The sequence below is a fragment of the Rhizobium sp. NRK18 genome (genome assembly GCF_024385575.1).
Classification (GTDB): domain Bacteria; phylum Pseudomonadota; class Alphaproteobacteria; order Rhizobiales; family Rhizobiaceae; genus JANFMV01.
Genome location: NZ_JANFMV010000001.1, coordinates 2,039,487 through 2,057,230, shown reverse-complemented (window position 1 = coordinate 2,057,230; position 17,744 = coordinate 2,039,487). Strand labels below are relative to the sequence as shown.

General features: G+C 62.4%; 14 protein-coding genes and 2 tRNA genes. 8 read left to right on the top strand and 8 right to left on the bottom strand.

Annotated features, from left to right (window positions below; genetic code table 11):
• The first annotated feature begins 63 nt into the window (after nt 1-63).
• A complete protein-coding gene (locus NN662_RS09520; protein WP_261930043.1) occupies nt 64-1,287 on the top strand; it encodes an MFS transporter in 1,224 nt (407 codons plus the stop codon).
• On the opposite strand, the gene NN662_RS09515 is transcribed toward NN662_RS09520, so the two are convergent.
• The gene (locus NN662_RS09515; protein WP_261930042.1) at nt 1,288-2,574 is read right to left on the bottom strand and encodes an amidohydrolase family protein; all 1,287 of its coding nucleotides are present in this window, start codon (nt 2,572-2,574) and stop codon (nt 1,288-1,290) included.
• Between the two features lie 169 nt (nt 2,575-2,743).
• Between NN662_RS09515 and NN662_RS09510 the strand changes: the two genes are divergently transcribed.
• The 3 genes from NN662_RS09510 (at nt 2,744) to NN662_RS09500 (ending at nt 3,333) form a co-directional block, all read left to right on the top strand.
• A tRNA-Pro gene (locus tag NN662_RS09510) sits at nt 2,744-2,820 on the top strand.
• 84 nt (nt 2,821-2,904) lie between these two features.
• Complete coding sequence (locus NN662_RS09505; RefSeq protein WP_261930041.1) at nt 2,905-3,210, top strand: ETC complex I subunit; 306 nt, start codon at nt 2,905-2,907, stop codon at nt 3,208-3,210.
• A 46-nt stretch (nt 3,211-3,256) separates the two neighbouring features.
• Nucleotides 3,257-3,333, top strand: a tRNA-Arg gene (locus tag NN662_RS09500).
• Between the two features lie 21 nt (nt 3,334-3,354).
• Here NN662_RS09500 and NN662_RS09495 read toward each other — a convergent pair.
• A complete protein-coding gene (locus NN662_RS09495; RefSeq protein ID WP_261930040.1) occupies nt 3,355-3,519 on the bottom strand; it encodes a hypothetical protein in 165 nt (54 codons plus the stop codon).
• Nucleotides 3,520-3,634: 115 nt separating this feature from the next.
• Nucleotides 3,635-4,273, bottom strand: a complete 639-nt coding sequence (locus tag NN662_RS09490; RefSeq protein WP_261930039.1) for an invasion associated locus B family protein — start codon at nt 4,271-4,273, stop codon at nt 3,635-3,637.
• A 283-nt stretch (nt 4,274-4,556) separates the two neighbouring features.
• Here NN662_RS09490 and NN662_RS09485 point away from each other — a divergent pair, with 283 nt between their 5' ends.
• The 3 genes from NN662_RS09485 to NN662_RS09475 all read left to right on the top strand — a co-directional run bounded on the left by NN662_RS09485 (nt 4,557) and on the right by NN662_RS09475 (nt 8,317).
• Entirely contained in the window at nt 4,557-6,359 is a 1,803-nt protein-coding gene (locus tag NN662_RS09485; protein ID WP_261930038.1) for an extracellular solute-binding protein, read from the top strand.
• A 95-nt stretch (nt 6,360-6,454) separates the two neighbouring features.
• The gene (locus tag NN662_RS09480) at nt 6,455-7,129 is read left to right on the top strand and encodes a DsbA family oxidoreductase (RefSeq protein WP_261930037.1); all 675 of its coding nucleotides are present in this window, start codon (nt 6,455-6,457) and stop codon (nt 7,127-7,129) included.
• 207 nt (nt 7,130-7,336) lie between these two features.
• The gene (locus NN662_RS09475; protein WP_261930036.1) at nt 7,337-8,317 is read left to right on the top strand and encodes a DMT family transporter; all 981 of its coding nucleotides are present in this window, start codon (nt 7,337-7,339) and stop codon (nt 8,315-8,317) included.
• Here NN662_RS09475 and mfd read toward each other — a convergent pair.
• The gene (gene mfd / locus NN662_RS09470) at nt 8,286-11,792 is read right to left on the bottom strand and encodes a transcription-repair coupling factor (protein ID WP_261930035.1); all 3,507 of its coding nucleotides are present in this window, start codon (nt 11,790-11,792) and stop codon (nt 8,286-8,288) included. The two genes, NN662_RS09475 and mfd, sit on opposite strands and share 32 nt — an antisense overlap.
• An 18-nt stretch (nt 11,793-11,810) precedes the next feature.
• Nucleotides 11,811-12,110 (bottom strand): succinate dehydrogenase assembly factor 2, encoded by a 300-nt coding sequence (locus tag NN662_RS09465; RefSeq protein WP_261930034.1) that lies wholly within the window; start codon nt 12,108-12,110, stop codon nt 11,811-11,813.
• Nucleotides 12,111-12,200: 90 nt separating this feature from the next.
• Here NN662_RS09465 and recG point away from each other — a divergent pair, with 90 nt between their 5' ends.
• On the top strand, nt 12,201-14,306 hold the full coding sequence (gene recG, locus NN662_RS09460) for an ATP-dependent DNA helicase RecG (RefSeq protein WP_261930033.1): 2,106 nt from the start codon (nt 12,201-12,203) through the stop codon (nt 14,304-14,306).
• Here recG and NN662_RS09455 read toward each other — a convergent pair whose 3' ends face one another.
• The 3 genes from NN662_RS09455 to glmS all read right to left on the bottom strand — a co-directional run bounded on the left by NN662_RS09455 (nt 14,307) and on the right by glmS (nt 17,646).
• The gene (locus tag NN662_RS09455) at nt 14,307-14,981 is read right to left on the bottom strand and encodes a DUF502 domain-containing protein (protein ID WP_261930032.1); all 675 of its coding nucleotides are present in this window, start codon (nt 14,979-14,981) and stop codon (nt 14,307-14,309) included.
• Nucleotides 14,982-15,084: 103 nt separating this feature from the next.
• Nucleotides 15,085-15,597 carry a class I SAM-dependent methyltransferase gene (locus NN662_RS09450; RefSeq protein WP_261930031.1) on the bottom strand — a complete coding sequence of 171 codons (513 nt, stop codon included), beginning with the start codon at nt 15,595-15,597 and terminating at the stop codon, nt 15,085-15,087.
• Between the two features lie 222 nt (nt 15,598-15,819).
• Nucleotides 15,820-17,646, bottom strand: a complete 1,827-nt coding sequence (gene glmS / locus NN662_RS09445; protein ID WP_261930030.1) for a glutamine--fructose-6-phosphate transaminase (isomerizing) — start codon at nt 17,644-17,646, stop codon at nt 15,820-15,822.
• Nucleotides 17,647-17,744 lie beyond the last annotated feature (98 nt).

Below are 17,744 nucleotides of genomic sequence, written 5' to 3'. Positions count from 1 at the left end.
TGCGGCAAGGCCTTAATGTTGATATCAACATAAAAGGATCTTCGCTTTGGTCCGGAGGGGGCAATGCAGCAGTCACCGTATCGCTGGGTCATGGTTGCGGCCGGCGGCCTGATGGGCTGCATCGCGATGGGAACGCTGTTCTCGTTGCCCGTCCTCCTCAATCCGATGACAACAGCCACCGGCTGGTCACGGACCGGCATTTCCGCGGCGATGACTATCGCCTTCCTGGCGATGGCCTTCAGCTCAATGATCTGGGGTGCGCTGTCGGACCGTTACGGTGCGCGTGCAGTCGTGCTCGTCGGTGCCAGCCTGTATGCGGCAAGCGTCTGGCTGGCCGCGCATGCCTCGTCCCTGCTCGCCTTCCAGCTGACGTTCGGCATCTTGATGGGCGGCACCGTCGCGGCCTTCTTCGCCCCGATGATGGCGACCGTCGTCGGCTGGTTCCGCACGGGCCGCGGCCTTGCGGTCTCCCTGGTCTCCGCCGGCATGGGGCTGGCCCCCGTCACCATGTCTCCGCTCGCCGCAAGGCTTGCCGAAACGCGCGACTGGCAGCAGGTGCTGATGATCCTCGCAGTCGTCGTAGCGGTCACCACCATCCCGACAGCGCTTCTGCTTCGCCGCCCGCCCGTCATGACGGCCGCCGCGGGCGGCAATGCCGGGCCGACTGCCGACGACCCGAACCCGGCCATGACCGTGCGCGAGGCCGTGACCTCGCCGCAGTTCATCTGCCTTGTGCTGACCAACTTCTTCTGCTGCGCCACCCATTCCGGACCGATCTTCCACACCGTGAGCTACGCCGAAATCTGCGGCATTTCGGCCATCGCCGCCGTTTCCATCTATTCCGTCGAGGGCATTGCCGGCATGGGCGGGCGCATCGGCTTCGGCCTGATGGGCGACCGCTTCGGCGCCAAGCGCGTGCTGGTTGCCGGGCTGCTTGCGCAGGCGATAGGCGCCATGGGCTATTACTTCGCCCGCGAATTGTTCCAGTTCTATCTGGTCGCCGCCATCTTCGGCTTCATCTATGCCGGCATCATGCCGCTCTATGCCGTGCTGGTTCGCGAAAACTTCCCGATGAAGATGATGGGCACGATCATGGGCGGCACGGGCATGGCCGGCGGCCTCGGCATGGCGACCGGCCCGGTGCTCGGCGGCTGGATCTACGATACGACCGGCAGCTACGGCCTGATGTACATCACCTGCTCTGTCCTCGGTCTCGGCGCCTTCGCGGTCGCCATAACCTTCCGGCCCTTTCCGCGGCCGCAGGAACCGTCGGCTCAACCGGCCTGATCAGGCTTTCGGCGCGTAGGCGGAAGCATCCACCGAGCCTGGCCTGCCGGCCAGGAAGATGTCGCTGACGCGCGGCGCGGACCGCGCAATCAGCTTGCCGCCCTTGATCACCGCGAGCCTATTCGCCTTCAACCGCAGCGCCTCCTGCGGATCGCGCGCCTGCAGGATCACGAGGTCGGCATTGCAGCCCTTGGCGAGACCATAGCCCTCAAGGCCCATCGTCTTCGCCGAATTGACTGTGATCGCTTCGAAAATCTTCCGCTTGTCCTCGATGCCGGCCATCTGCGACACATGGATCGCCATGTGTCCGACCTCCAGCATGTCGCCGGAGCCCATGGAATACCAGGGGTCCATCACGCAGTCATGGCCGAAGGAGACATTGAGCCCGGCCTCCATCAGCTCCTTCACACGCGTCATGCCGCGCCGCTTCGGGTAGGTGTCGTGCCGCCCCTGCAGCATGATGTTGATCAGCGGATTGGGGATGACGTTGATCTGAGCCTCCGCCATAAGCGGGATGAGCTTGGAGACGTAGTAGTTGTCCATCGAGTGCATGGAGGTCAGGTGAGAACCGGCCACCCTGCCCTGCAGCCCGAACCGCACCGTTTCCGCCGCCAGCGTCTCGATGTGGCGGGACATCGGATCGTCGGTCTCGTCGCAATGCATGTCGACCGGCAGGCCGCGTTCGGCCGCAATCCGGCACAATGCCTCCACCGATTGACGGCCCTCGTCCATGGTCCGCTCGAAATGCGGAATACCGCCGACGATGTCGACGCCCATGTCCAGCGCGCGATTGAGCGATTCGACGCCATCCTTGGCGCGGAAATATCCGTCTTGCGGAAAAGCGACGAGCTGCAGGTCGATATAGGGCCTTACCTTCTCCTTCACCTCCAGCATGGCCTCGACCGTCACCAGTCGCGGATCGGACGTATCGACGTGACTGCGGATGAACAGGAGCCCCTGCGAAACGGCAAGATCGCAGTAGCGCAGCGCGCGCTCCACCAACGCCTCGCGCGTCAGGATCGGCCGCAGCTCTCCCCAAAGCGCGATTCCTTCGAGAAGCGTGCCCGACACGTTCATTCGCGGCAGGCCGAGCGACAGTGTGGCATCCATGTGAAAATGCGGATCGACGAAGGGTGGCGAGACCAGCCGCCCCGTCGCATCGATGACCTCGGCGCCGTCCGCTTCGATGCCGGCCTCGACAGCCGCGATCCGGCCCTGCGCAATGCCGATGTCGATCCCTGTGCGGCCGTCGGGAAGATTGGTGTTCTTGATGATCAGGTCAAGCATGGAATGTCCTGGAAGAGTGGGCGGTGTGAAAGGGAATGGAACGCGATCCTTTCCAATTCTGCCCTGCCCGTCAAGCAATGCGCCGGCCGGCATCAGCCAGTCTATGCACAAGCTCAAATTGCTATTGCAGCGCGGAAACGAAACGTGTATCCCCGCTTCGTTGGTCAAACGGAGTGTAGCGCAGCCTGGTAGCGCATCTGGTTTGGGACCAGAGGGTCGGGAGTTCGAATCTCTCCACTCCGACCAGCCGCCTTGAACGGAATGGAAAGACATTCGGTTCAAATTGTGGAACAATATCGTCGGAACCTTCATTCGGAGCGTGTTCGAACCATGTCTGCCAAGATCTACCGTCCCGCCAAGACCGCCATGCAGTCCGGAAAGGCAAAGACGCATCTCTGGGTACTCGAATTCGATCAGAGCGTTGCCCGCAAGATCGATCCGATCATGGGCTACACTTCGTCATCGGACATGCTGCAGCAGGTCAAGCTGACCTTCGAAACGCAGGAAGAAGCCGAAGCCTACGCCAAGCGCAAGGGGATCGAATACCGGGTGATCCAGCCCAAGGAAGCGACCCGCAAGTCGCTATCCTACACGGACAATTTCCGCTACAGCCGCACTCAGCCCTGGACCCATTGAGGCCCGGCGGGCGACTATCGCCATTTGACCGCTTTTCCAGGCAAACGGCCCCTTAGCTCAGCTGGATAGAGCACCGGCCTTCTAAGCCGATGGTCGCAGGTTCGAATCCTGCAGGGGTCGCCACTTGCCAACTCCCTCAAAAATTCAGACGCCAGCCTGCCCCGGCAAGGTCAGCGCATAATAGGTGTAGACCGCGGCAATGCCGAGGATAATGCCGGCGATGATCAGCATCTTCTGCATGCGCGGCGACATAGGCCGCTTTTCCTTCGGCTTCTTCGGGCGCTCGAATTTGATGACGTTGTTGTTCATGGCAATTCCAGTTCGGCAGTGAGACGGCGGGGCTGTGGCCTGCGCCCTTCATACAACAAAAAACCCGGCTCGAGAGCCGGGTCCATTGATGAAATGCGCGTGCGCGGCGATCCGATCAGTTGTTTTCGGACTGCTTGGCGGCGTTCTGCGCGTCTTCAAGCTTCTTGCGGGCCTCTTCGGCCTTCTTCTGCATGCTTTCCTCAAGGCTGCGCTGGGTTTCGGCAAGCTTCGATTCCGACATCGGCTCGCCATCATAGGCCGCCGTGAAACCGCTGAGGCTGACCTTGATCGGGTTCGGCGCGCGGCGGAAGTTGATCGAGGTGAAGACGACCTCGCCACCCTTTTTCAAGGAAGCGATCATCGCGTCGGTCAGCGGAACCTCGGCCGTGCAACGGTCCGGAAGGCAGACGGCATAGGGAACCTGCTGGCCCTGGCCGCCGTCGATCTGCATCTGCACACCCGGTTGGATCAGGCGGGCGGACGGAACCGACACCTGCAAGAGCTTGCGGTTCACCTTGCCTTCGACGCTGATCAGCGCAACGGCGGTCAGCATCTGGCCGTTATTGGCGCGAACGATGTTCTGGACGAGGCAGATGTCGTTGTCTTCCTGCTTGTTGCAGGTCTTGAACCAGCCAAGCGGCGGCTGGCCGGCGGCAGGCGCGTCCTGGGCGACAGCCGGCAGCGCGCCGTAGCCAGTGCCCAGAGCAAGCGTAGCTGCAATGGCCGGAAGAATTTTACGCGCGATTGAGATCATAACGAATTCCATCTCCTGAAATTGAAACGGTGGCGGCTTCCTGCCGGCCTTCCGCGTCTCGGGTCACATGAGGTGATCACCTGTCTCCCAAATAAGGCAATTGGATGACCCCGGTCTTTCCGCTCATCCTGTTACATTGCCACAATCGCGATATCCAGTATTTCTTTCGGATTTTTTGATCTCCGGCCCAACAAAGGCCGCTTCCGCAAGGTCAAAGGTTGGAAATGCCGCAGCCCATGGTAACGTCCTGGGGAATCGTCCGCACACTATGGGATACCGTGAAATGCGCCGCCTTCTCCTCTGCCTTTCCATGCTTCTGGCTCCCGCTCTTGGCCATGCCGAGCCAGTCCACGGCATCGCGATGCATGGCGATCCGGCGCTGCCATCCGACTTCAAGAACTTCCCTTACGTCAATCCGGATGTGAAGAAGGGCGGCGAGATCACCTATGGCGTCGTCGGCACGTTCGACAGCCTGAACTCCTTCGTCCTGAAGGGAATGCGCACAACCGCCCGCGGCATCTGGGACCCGGAATACGGCAATCTCTTCTACGAATCGCTGATGACGCGGTCTTCCGACGAGCCCTTCAGCCTCTACGGACTTCTGGCAGAAAGCGTCGAGTGGGACGACGACCGCACCTATATCCAATTCAACCTCAATCCCAAGGCGCATTGGCAGGACGGACAGCCGGTCACCGCGGACGATGTGATCTTCTCGTTCAACCTGCTCGCCGAGAAGGGTCGCCCGCCCTACAACAACCGGCTGAAGACAGTCGAGAAGATGGAGAAGGTCGGCGAGAACAGTGTCCGTTTCACCTTCAACGACAAGGCGAACCGCGAGACGCCACTGATCATCGCCATGTCGCCGATCCTGCCGAAGCATGCGGTCAACGCCGACACGTTCGAGCAGACATCGCTCGACATTCCGGTCGGATCCGGGCCCTACAAGATCAAGTCGATCACGCCGGGCGAGCAGATCGTCTACGAACGCGACCCGAATTACTGGGGCAAGGACATTCCCGCAAAGGTCGGTTTCGACAATTACGACAAGATCACCGTCAAATACTTCCTGCAGCAGGCGACCCTGTTCGAGGCCTTCAAGAAGGGCAACGTCAACGTCTATCCGGAAGGTGACGCCACCCACTGGGCCCGCGCCTATGATTTCCCGGCCGTCCAGAATGGCGACGTGGTCAAGGAGACCGTCAAGCCCGGCCTGCCATCCGGCATGCTCGGCTTCGTCTTCAATCTCCGCCGCCCGCTCTTCCAGAACGAGACGCTGCGCGAGGCGCTGACCTGGGCGCTCGATTTCGAGTGGATGAACAAGAACCTCTACGGCAACCAGTTCCATCGCACGGAAAGCTTCTGGCAGAATTCCGATCTTGGCGCCTATGGCCACGCAGCCGATGAACGCGAATTGAAGCTGCTCGGCCCGGCCAAGGACAAGATGGATCCCGCCATTCTCGCCGGCACCTATGAAATGCCAGTCACGGACGGCTCGGGCAGCGACCGAAAGGTGCTGCGCAAGGCCGTCGACCTCTTCAAGCAGGCAGGCTACACGATCCAGGGCCGGCAGATGGTCGGACCGGACGGCAAACCGCTCGCCTTCGAGGTGATGACGCAGAACGCCGACCAGGAAAAGATGGCGCTCGCCTACCAGCGGACGCTGAAGCTGATCGGCATCAACATGGCGATCCGCACCGTCGACGACGCGCAATACCAGAGCCGTTCCAACAGCTACGACTACGACGTCATCATCAAGGCCTATCCGTCCTCCCTCTCGCCCGGCGCCGAGCAGCTTTACCGCTGGGGCTCGGTTTCGAAGGACATGGAGGGCACGTTCAACTATGCCGGCGTGGCCGATCCGGATATCGACCGGATGATCGACGCGATGTTGCAGGCGCGCAGCCAGGAAGATTTCACCGCCGCAGTGCGCGCCTATGACCGCCTTCTGGTCGCCGGCCATTACGTGATCCCGCTCTATTACGTCGGCGAACAATGGGTTGCGCGCTGGAAGTTCATAGACCATGTCGAAAAGGCACCGCTCTACGGCTATCAGCTCGAGACATGGTGGGACGCCCGGGCGCAGTAGCAGGAAGACGGGTGGTTACCTTGGGGTAACGCCTTGAAGTTCGATGCCTTCCGGCCTAGGTCTGGCAGAACGCCAAAGCCGGAAGGACCCCGTTCATGGAAAAGCTCGTCATCGATGTCGTCTCTGACGTCGTCTGCCCTTGGTGCTACCTCGGCAAGGCCCGGCTGGAAAAGGCACTCGCCGAAGTCGAACCGCAGGGCATCGCCGCGGACGTCACCTTCCGTCCCTTCCAGCTCAATCCCGACTTCCCGCCGGAAGGCGTCGATCAGCGCGCGCATCTGGCCGCGAAGTTCGGCGGCGAGGAAGCCCTTGACCGCGCCCATGCCCAGCTGACGGAGCTCGGCAAGGAAGACGGGCTCGACTACCACTTCGACAAAATCAAGATCGGCCCGAATACGCTCGATGCCCATCGCCTCATCCACTGGGCGATGCAGGAAGGCAACGACGTTCATCTCAGGGCCGTCGATCTGCTGTTCAAGGCGAATTTCGAGGAAGGCCGCAATGTCGGCGATCCGGCCGTCCTTCTCGATATCGGGCAGCAAGCCGGCCTCGACCGCGCCGTCGTCGAGCGTCTTCTCTACTCGGACGCCGACAAGGACACCATAAAGCAGGAGATTGAGCAGGCGCAGAAGATGGGCGTCAGCGGCGTTCCCTTCATCATCATCGACCAGAAATACGCCGTCAGCGGTGCCCAGCCCGCACAGGTGCTCGCCAACGCCTTTCGGCAGATTGCCGCCGAGAAGGAACGCGGCAGCGCGAATCTGAATTGACGCAACAGGCTCGCGGTCTTAGAGCAGATCTTGTCTGAGCGCTTTCGCCACACAGGATGCGGCGGCCAGGTTTGACATCCTGCTGGTATGGTGCGGCGTATGCCGCAGGGAGGAGCCGGCGAATGTCGAGGACCGCCGGCTGACGGATCACGGATGCGCCCGACCGACTGAACGTCTCAACCTCCCGTTTCCAAGTGACCGTGAACCATGCGCAATGATTTTGTCCTCAAGGGCGTGCTGATCGCTTTCGGCTCGTTTGCCGCCTTCTCCTTCAGCGATGCCTCTGTAAAGCTGATCGAAGGCCGCATCCCGCCTTACGAATCGGCCTTCTTCGGCGCGCTGCTCTCGCTGCTTGCCCTGCCCTTCTTGAAGAAGCGGACGGATCGCTGGCTGGATACGGTGCGCAGCGTCAACCGGCCGCTCTGGCTGTTGCGCTTCGTCTGTTCGGCGATCGGCGCCATCACCAGCGTCACGGCGTTTACGCATCTCTCCATGGCGGAAGCCTTCTCGCTGATCTTCCTGCTGCCGTCCTTCGTCACCATCATGTCGGTCATCTTCCTCAAGGAAGAAGTCGGAATCCGTCGATGGAGCGCCGTCATTCTCGGCTTCATCGGCGTTCTGGTCGTCCTGCGCCCCGGCTTTCGAGAGCTCGGCATCGGTCACGTCGCCGCCCTCGTCGCCGGTCTGGCCGCCGCGATCAACATCGTCATCATGCGTGGCATCGGCCCGGCGGAAAAGAGCATCTCGCTGTTTGGGGCCGGCTCGCTCGGCGCGCTGATCATCTGCGCCGGCGTGATGGCGCCGACCTTCACTATGCCGGGCGGGAACGAATGGCTGCTGCTGCTCGGCTACGGCATCCTCGGAGCGCTAGGCAACGTGCTCCTGATGTATGCGACCTTCTATGCACCGGCCGCTGTCGTCAGCCCGATCCAGTACAGCCAGATGATCTGGGCGATCATTCTCGGCTACCTGATCTTCGGAGACGGCGTCGACGCGCCGATGCTGCTCGGTATCGGCCTGATCGTCGGCTCCGGACTGATCACGCTGGTGCGCGAGCGCAAGCGTGGCGTCGCCATGCCGCCGCCGGTTGCTCCCAACACGCAGGCCGCCGTCGCCATCAGCGACGACGCCCTGACAAATCCTGACGACAGGAACGCTACTTCAGCAGCCCCGCCAGCTGGGTCATGATGACGCCGGCGCCGGCAAGGCGCTTTTCCGGGGTCGGCAGGTCGCGCAGGAAGAACACGCTCTGATCCGGACGGATCTTCGCCATCGAACCCTGCTTGGCGATGAAGCCGACAAGGCTGGCCGGATCCGGGAATTCCTTGTTGCGGAACTGCACAACGATGCCCTTCGGCCCCGCTTCCAGCTTCTCGACATTGGCCTTGCGGCAGAGCGCCTTGATGTAGACGATCTTCAGGAGGTGCTGGACCTCGATCGGCAGGGGCCCGAAGCGGTCGATCATCTCCGCGCCGAACGCGTCGATTTCCTGCAGGTCCCGGATTTCGCCGAGACGGCGATAGAGGCCGAGACGCAGGTGCAGGTCCGGCACGTATTCGTCCGGGATCATCACCGGCGTGCCAACGGAAATCTGCGGCGACCAGCCGCTGTCGTGGATTTCTTCCTCGCCCTTCACCTCGGCGACGGCCTCTTCCAGCATCTGCTGGTAAAGCTCGAAGCCGACTTCCTTGATATGGCCGGACTGCTCTTCGCCGAGCAGGTTGCCGGCGCCGCGGATATCGAGATCGTGTGAGGCAAGCTGGAAGCCGGCGCCCAGCGTATCAAGCGATTGCAGCACCTTCAGGCGTCGCTCGGCGGTCGCCGTCAGCGTCTTGTTGGCCGGCAACGTGAACAGCGCGAACGCACGCACCTTGGAACGGCCGACGCGGCCGCGCAGCTGGTAAAGCTGGGCGAGGCCAAACATGTCGGCGCGATGGACGATCAGCGTGTTGGCGGTCGGCACGTCGAGGCCGGATTCGACGATGGTCGTCGACAGAAGCACGTCGTAGCGCCCGTCATAGAAGGCGTTCATGATGTCCTCGAGCTCGCCCGCCACCATCTGGCCATGGGCGACGGCTACCTTCAGCTCGGGGCAGTCCGACTGCAGGAAGGCATGGATATCGGCAAGGTCGGCAAGACGCGGGCAGACATAGAAGCTCTGGCCGCCACGATAATGCTCGCGCATCAGCGTCTCGCGGATCACCAGCGGATCGAACGGCGAGATGAAGGTGCGCACCGCCATACGGTCGACCGGCGGCGTTGTGATCAGCGACAGTTCGCGCACGCCGGTCATGGCCAGTTGCAGCGTGCGCGGGATCGGCGTTGCCGACAGCGTCACCACATGCACGTCGGACTTCAGTTCCTTCAGCCGCTCCTTGTGCTTGACGCCGAAATGCTGCTCCTCGTCGATGATCAGGAGGCCGAGATTGGCAAACTTGATGCCGGAGCCGAGCAGTGCATGGGTTCCGACGACGATGTCGGTCTTGCCTTCGGACACTTCCTTCTTGGTCAGCGCCAGTTCCTTGGCGCCGACAAGGCGGGACGCCTGCTGCACGCGGATCGGAAGTCCGCGGAAGCGTTCGGAGAAGGTCTTGAAATGCTGGCGGGCGAGCAGCGTCGTCGGCACGACGACCGCCACCTGGACGCCGTTCATTGCGGCAATGAAGGCCGCGCGCAATGCCACTTCCGTCTTGCCGAAGCCGACATCGCCGCAGATCAGACGGTCCATCGGCTTTCCGGCGCCGAGATCCTCGCGCACCGCCTCGATGGCGTTTAACTGGTCTTCCGTCTCGTCATAGGGGAAGCGGGCCGCGAACTCGTCGTAAATGCCATCCGGCGCAACGAGCGCCGGCGCATGACGCGTCACCCGTTCCGCTGCGATGCGGATCAATGCGCCCGCCATGTCGAGGAGCCGCTTCTTCAGCTTCGCCTTGCGCGCCTGCCACGCGACGCCACCGAGCTTGTCGAGCTGCGCATCCGACCCGTCCGACGAGCCGTAGCGCGACAGAAGTTCGATATTTTCGACCGGCAGATAGAGCTTGGCCTCGTCGGCATAGTGCAAGAGCAGGCAGGCATGCGGCGCGCCGGCGGCCTGGATGGTTTCCAGCCCCACGAAGCGGCCGATGCCGTGCTGGGCGTGGACGACGAGCGCGCCCTCCTCCAGCCCCGCCACCTCGGAGATGAAGTCCGCGCCGCGCTTGCGCCGCTTGGAGCGGCGCACCATGCGGTCGCCGAGAATATCCTGCTCGCCGATGATGGCGACGTCGCCCACCTCGAAACCGGATTCAAGGCTCAGAACGGTCGAGGCCGCCTCACCCTTCTTCAGCTGCCCGAGTTCCTTGAAGCTCTCGATCGGCTTGATCTTCTCGAGCCCATGCTCGTCCAGCACCTGCAGCAGACGATCGAGGGAGCCTTCCGACCAGCCGGCGATAAGCACCTTCGAACCCTTGGCGCGCTTGTCGGCGATATGCTTGACGGCGATGTCGAAGACATTGACGCGGTCGGTTTCCGCTTTCGCTTCCAGAGCCGAGGTTGCCCAGCGCGGTCCGGCATGGGCGTCGAGATTGACGACGGGCCGCGTTTCGCCCTCATGCTCGTTGAAGGGCGACAGGCGGATGGCGCCAAAGGCGTCCAGACCGGCCTTGAACTGATCGGCACCGAGATAAAGCATGTCCGGCGGCACCGGCTTGTAAGGCGTGCCTTGCGAAAAGCCGGCCTTGCCGGAATCGCCGGTCGTCCGCCGCGCGTCGTAATAGTCCTCGATCAGCTTGAAGCGCTCCTCGGCCGCCTGCAACGCCGTATGATCGGTGACGATGCGGAAGCCGGAAAGGTAATCAAAGACTGTCGAAAGCTCGTCGTGGAACAGCGGCAGCCAATGCTCCATGCCGGCATATCGTCGCCCTTCGGAGATCGCCGCATAGAGCGCATCGTCGCGGGTGGCCGCGCCGAACAGGCTCAGATAATTCTTCCGGAAGCGGCTGATCGTCTCCGGCGTCAGGCTCACTTCGCTCATCGGGTTGAGGTCGAGCGACTTTGCCTGGCCGGTGGTACGCTGGCTGGCCGGATCGAAGGAGCGGATCGATTCCAGCGTATCGCCGAAGAAGTCGAGCCGCACCGGCTCGTCCGCGCCCGGCACATAGACGTCGAGAATGCCGCCGCGCACGGCGAATTCGCCGACCTCGCGCACCGTCGGCACGCGCTCGAAGCCGTTCGCCGCCAGCCGGTCGGCAATCGCTTCCATCCGGATCTGATTTCCGGGTCTTGCCGAGAAGGTCAGGCTCTCGATCACCGGCGCCGGCGTCAGACGCTGCAGCATGGCATTGACGGTGACCAGCACGATCGCCGCATGCGGCTTCTTCTGATGCGCCACGAGCCCGGCCAGTGCGGACAGACGGCGGGCAGACGTGTCAGCGCTCGGTGACACCCGGTCGTAGGGCAGACAGTCCCAGGCCGGCAGACTCAGGATAGGAATTTCCGGCGCAAAGAAGCCGAGCATCTGTTCGAGATCGCTGACCACCTGTCCGTCGGAGACGACATAGGCCACGGGCTTGCCGGTGCGCGCCAGTTCGGCGATCAGCAGCGGCTCCATGCCGGAAGGCACATTGCCGACGGTCAGGGCGGAGGCGTCTTCCGCCAGTCTCTTGGCATCAAAACCGGGTATCATGGGACCTTACGGAAATTCTCAAGGGGCTGTCTTCGGATCGAAATCCGGAACATAGGAACAGATTTTGGAAAACAAGGGCGTCAGCATCCGTTCGGGCGTCGCCTCCGCGCCGGTCACCCATTTCACCAGATCATTGTCCTCCTCCTTCATGATCACCTCGAGCTCGTCGAGCTGATCGTCGGAGAGGTCGCCAATGTTCTCTTCGGCAAACTGGCCGAGCACCAGATCCATTTCGCGAATGCCGCGGTGCCAGCAGCGAAACAGGATGCGGCGGCGGCGGGGATCGAGATCGGCGCTGGTGCGGGAGAGACCGGTCATGAGCGGAACCTTTCGTTTGACGCTTCTATAGACGGTGATTTCGCAAATGTCAGCCTTGCAAATGGCGCGAATGTCGTCTCTTTTCGTGCCATGCGCCCGGCCCTCCTCGACCCCCTCTTTGCTTCCGTTTCATCGCTTGCCGGCGTCGGCCCGAAACTCGCCGACACGCTGGCGCGGCTGTTCGGCCGTGAGGATGCAGACGACTGCCGCGTCATCGACGTGCTGTTTCACGCGCCCTACGCCCTCATCGACCGGCGCAAGCAGCCGGGAATCGCGCTGGCGCCGCAAGGCGCGATCGTCACGGTGACGGGGCGCGTCGACCGTCATCAGCCGCCGCCGAACAGCCGCTCGAACGTGCCCTACCGCGTCTATCTGCACGACGACACCGGCGAACTGACGCTCGTCTTCTTCCATGCCAAGTCCTCCTGGCTGGAAAAGTCTCTGCCCGAGGGCGAAACGGTCATCGTCTCCGGCAAGATCGACTGGTTCAACGGCCGCGCCTCCATGGTCCACCCGGACCATATGGTCACCGAGGACCGCGCCGGCGAACTGCCACTCGTCGAACCGGTCTATCCTCTCACTGCCGGCCTCTCGCCAAAGGTGCTTCGTCGTGCCATCGAACAGAGCCTGGAACGCCTGCCCGATCTGCCGGAATGGCTGGATGCGGCGTTCACCGGCAAGCAGCGCTTTCCATCGCTCAAAGAGGCCTTCGACTGCCTCCACAATCCGCGCGACGAGGCCGACATCGATCCGCAATCGCCGTCCCGCCGGCGGCTTGCCTATGACGAGTTCCTGGCCGGGCAGCTGTCCCTGGCATTGGTTCGCCAACGCATCCGCAAGGTCGCCGGGCGCCCGGTTCAGGACAAGGGCGTGCTGCGCGAAAAGATTGCCGCGTCCCTGCCCTTCTCGCTGACAAACAGCCAGACGCTGGCCATCGCCGACATCCTCAAGGACATGGCGGGCACGGACCGGATGCTGCGCCTGCTGCAGGGCGATGTTGGCGCCGGCAAGACGCTGGTGGCGCTGATGGCGATGGCGGCGGCGGTCGAAAGCGGCGGCCAGGCCGTTCTGATGGCGCCGACGGAAATTCTCGCCCGCCAGCATCTGGCGACGATCACGCCGCTGGCCACAGCCGCCGGGATCACCGTGGAAATCCTCACCGGCAAGATGAAGGCCGCCGAGCGCCGCGAAGCGCTGGAGCGGATTGCCAGCGGCGAGGCACAGATCATTCTCGGCACACACGCTCTTTTCCAGGACAGTGTCGTTTATCAAAACCTCCTGCTTGCCGTCGTCGACGAACAGCACCGCTTCGGCGTCCACCAGCGGCTGCGGCTGACCGCCAAGGGTATCTCGCCCCACATGCTCGTCATGACCGCCACCCCCATTCCCCGGACGCTGGTGCTTGCCGCCTTCGGCGACATGGACGTCTCCAAGCTCACCGAAAAGCCCGCCGGGCGGAAACCCGTTCAGACCGTCACAGTCCCGATGGAACGGATCGCCGATATCATTAGCCGACTAAAGACAGCGATCGCCGAGGGCAAGAAAGCCTACTGGATCTGCCCTCTGGTCGAGGAATCCGATGTCTCCGACCTCATGTCGGCAGAAGAACGCCACGCCGTCCTGACCCGGGAACTTGGCCCCGGCGTCGGTCTCGTCCATGGCCGCATGTCGGGTCTCGAAAAGGACGAGGTCATGGGCGGTTTCAAGGCCGGCGACCTGCGGCTGCTGGTGGCAACGACCGTAGTAGAGGTCGGCGTCGACGTGCCCGATGCGACGATCATGGTCATCGAGCATGCCGAACGCTTCGGGCTTGCCCAGTTGCACCAGCTGCGCGGCCGCGTCGGCCGTGGCGCGGAGGCATCCAGCTGCATCCTGCTCTACAAGGGCCCGCTCGGCGACACGGGCCACGCCCGGCTGTCGATCATGCGCGACACCGAGGACGGCTTCGTTATCGCCGAGGAAGACCTACGCCTGCGCGGCGAAGGCGAGCTTTTGGGTACCCGCCAGTCCGGCACGCCGGGTTTCCGCTTCGCGAGCCTTGAGGCGCATGGAGACTTGCTGGAAACCGCCCGCCGCGACGCGTCCTACATGATCGACAAGGACCCCGACCTTCTGTCACCACGCGGTGATGCACTCAGAACCCTGCTCTATTTCCACCGCCGCGACGAAGCCGTGCGCTTCCTGAGCGCCGGCTGATCAGGCTTCTTCGGGTGTCTTTACGAGCTTCGATTTGTATTCGGGCGTAATGATGCCGCCGGAGATCAGAAGCTTCGTCGCATCCTCCGGCGACATGTCGAGCGGCACGATCTTGTCCTTCTGCACATAGAGCAGGAAGCCTGCGGTCGGCACTGGCGTCGGGGGCACGAAGACGGCCACCATTTCCTGTCCGATCGTGCCGAATTTCTCCGCAAGTTCGCCCTGCGGTTCCGACGAGATGAAGGCGATCACCCAGGTGCCCGGTGTCGGAAACTCGATCAGCCCGACCTTGCGGAAGGATGTCGACTGCTCTTTCAGGACGGTCTCGAAAATCTGCTTCAGGCTCTTGTACAGCGTCCGGACCAACGGCATCCGGTGCAGGATCGATTCACCGAAACTGAAGATCGACCGTCCGATCAGGTTCTTGCCGAGAAAGCCGATCAGCGTGATGATGATCATCGCAATCAAGAGACCGAGGCCGGGAATGGCGATCGGCAGATATTTCTCCGGATTGTAGTAGGGCGGAATATAGGGCGTCACCCAGCTGTCGGCCCAGCGGATGAAGGAAAGCGTCAGCCAGATCGTGATGGCGATCGGGGCGCAGATGACAAGCCCGGCGAGGAAATTGTTCCGCAATCTGGAGGCAAAGGAATCGCGTTTCAGCTCTTCGGACATAGCAATCAATCGGTTTTAAGGAGGATGGGCGGGCAGCCTTCAAGACAATGCCGGAAGCGACCGGGCATTACAACAGCTATGTCGACGCAGGCCTCCAAAAGCTTCAGTCCATGACCATCCTGAACATGCCCTGCATCTCCGCTATGCGCGGAAAGTCGCGCTGCTCGGGAACGATGAAAACGGCCATTCTGTCGGTACGCTGCTGGGGCGGAAGAATCTCTTCGACAATGTGGTAGTAGGGCCTGTAGGCATAGTCGTCGAAGAGGATCACGGTGCCCGGGTCGGCATTCTTCAGGCATGTCAGGAAACACGCGACGCGAAATCTGCCGTCGATCAGGACCACTTGTGGCTTGGCATCACATTTCCAGATTGCCTCGAGATAGCCGTCGAAGGAATCCCGCCTGGCGTAACTGTCCGGCCGCCCCCATTCACCGACGGGACCGACGTCCACGTACCGGAGCTGAAGACGGTCTGACGGGCCGACAGCATCTTCCACTGTCGACAGCCACTGCGCATTCGTATCAACGGAGATGATCTCTGCAGAGGTATTCCGGTGAACCCAGATCGTCGACTTGCCGGCGCCGTATTCTCCATAGATTTCGGCGGCACCGGCCATTGCCTCGAACAGAGCGCTCGACGATTCGAATGACAGCGCCGGTTCCTCGGCCGAGGCCTTCCGGTGGCCCTCGCCCTGCCCTCCTTTTGGACGCCGCCATGTGCTCCGCAACCGTCTCCAGACAGAGGACAAGACGCCCAAAATATGTTCCCCGCATTGGCAGCAGCAGTCGTTGACGAATCGGCAAAAAGCGCAGGACGTCGTTCCGCCGGACGATGTCTCTTATTCCACCGTGACCGACTTGGCGAGGTTGCGTGGCTGGTCGACGTCCGTGCCCATGAAGACGGCGGTATGGTAGGCGATCAGCTGGATCGGCAGCGAGAAGACCATCGGCGCGATGATCTCGTTGACATTCGGCAGGACGATCGTCGCCATGGTCGGCAGGTTGGATGCCGCAGCGCCCTTTTCGTCGGTGATGAAGATGATCCTGCCGCCGCGCGCCGCGACCTCCTGCATGTTGGAGACGGTCTTCTCGAAGAACCGGTCATGCGGCGCGATCACGATCACCGGCATGTTTTCGTCGATCAGTGCGATCGGACCATGCTTCAATTCGCCAGCGGCATAGCCCTCGGCGTGGATGTAGGAGATTTCCTTGAGCTTCAGCGCGCCTTCCATGGCCAGCGGATAGCTCGTGCCGCGGCCGAGATAGAGCACGTCCCGGCAGCGGGACAGTTCGCGCGCCAGCGATTCCATCTGCGGCTGGATGAGGTTCAGAACCCGCGACATGATGCGCGGCATTTCGGCGAGGTGCTTGACCATGGCCTGTTCGTCCGCCGCATCGATCGTGCCGCGCGCCTTGGCCGCCGCGATCGCCAGCGACGCCAGTACGCCGAGCTGGCAGGTGAACGCCTTGGTGGAGGCGACCCCGATCTCCGGGCCGGCAAGCGTCGGGAAGATGGCGTCCGCCTCACGGGCAATCGTCGATTCGGTCACGTTGACGACCGCACCGATCTTCAGCCCTTGCTCGCGGCAATAGCGCAGCGACGCCAGCGTATCGGCCGTCTCGCCGGACTGCGAAATGAAGAGCGCCGCCTGCGAGGGCGAAAGCGGCATCTCGCGGTAGCGGAACTCCGACGCAACGTCGATTTCGACCGGCAAGCGCGCATAACGCTCGAACCAGTACTTGCCGATCAATCCGGCGAGATAGGCCGTGCCACAGGCGGAAATCGCCAGACCCGTCGCGGAAGCGAAGTCGATCCCTTCGGCAACCTTCGAGACGCGATTGGTGGAGAAGTCTACGTAGTGTCCGAGCGCATGCGAGATCACCTCGGGCTGCTCGTAGATTTCCTTCTCCATGAAATGCTTGTGGTTGCCCTTGTCGACGACATAGGCAGTCGCCTGCGAGATCTGCCGCGCACGGCTGACCGGCTTGCCGGAGAAGTCGATGATCTCCGCATCCTCGGCCGTGATCACAGCGCAGTCGCCGTCGGCGAGATAGGTAATCTCGCTGGTGAACGGCGAGAGCGCGATCGCGTCGGAACCGAGGAACATCTCGCCCCGCCCATAGCCGATGGCAAGCGGCGGACCGGAGCGCGCACCGATGATGGTGCCGGGATCATTGCGGAACATCACCGCCAGCGCGAACGCGCCGGTCACCCGCCCGAGCGTCGCCAGAACCGCCTCGCGGTTGGACATGCCGGCTTTGAGATAGTGCGCCACCAGATGCGCGACGACTTCGGTGTCGGTCTGCGTCGAGAAGACGGCGCCGGCGGCGGTGAGTTCATCCCGCAGTTCGGAAAAGTTCTCGATGATGCCGTTGTGGACCACGGCAACACCGTCGACGAAATGCGGATGCGCATTGGTCTCGTTGGGAACGCCATGCGTCGCCCAGCGGGTGTGCGCAATGCCCGTAAGACCAGCCAGCGGCTCGCCATCGAGCTTCTTTTCCAGGTTGAAGAGCTTGCCGGGCGCCCGCCGCCGATCCATTACGCCGTCATGAACGGTCGCAACGCCAGCGGAATCATAACCGCGATATTCCAGACGCTTCAGCGCATCGACCAGCCGTTCCGCGACCGGCGACTTGCCGACAATTCCAACAATTCCGCACATGCAACAACCCTGCGCTTTTCACTCGGTTGCCGCACTCCTAACCATTCCGGCGCAATACGCAATACTTGCCGATTCACATTGAATTTCGGCAGGTTAAT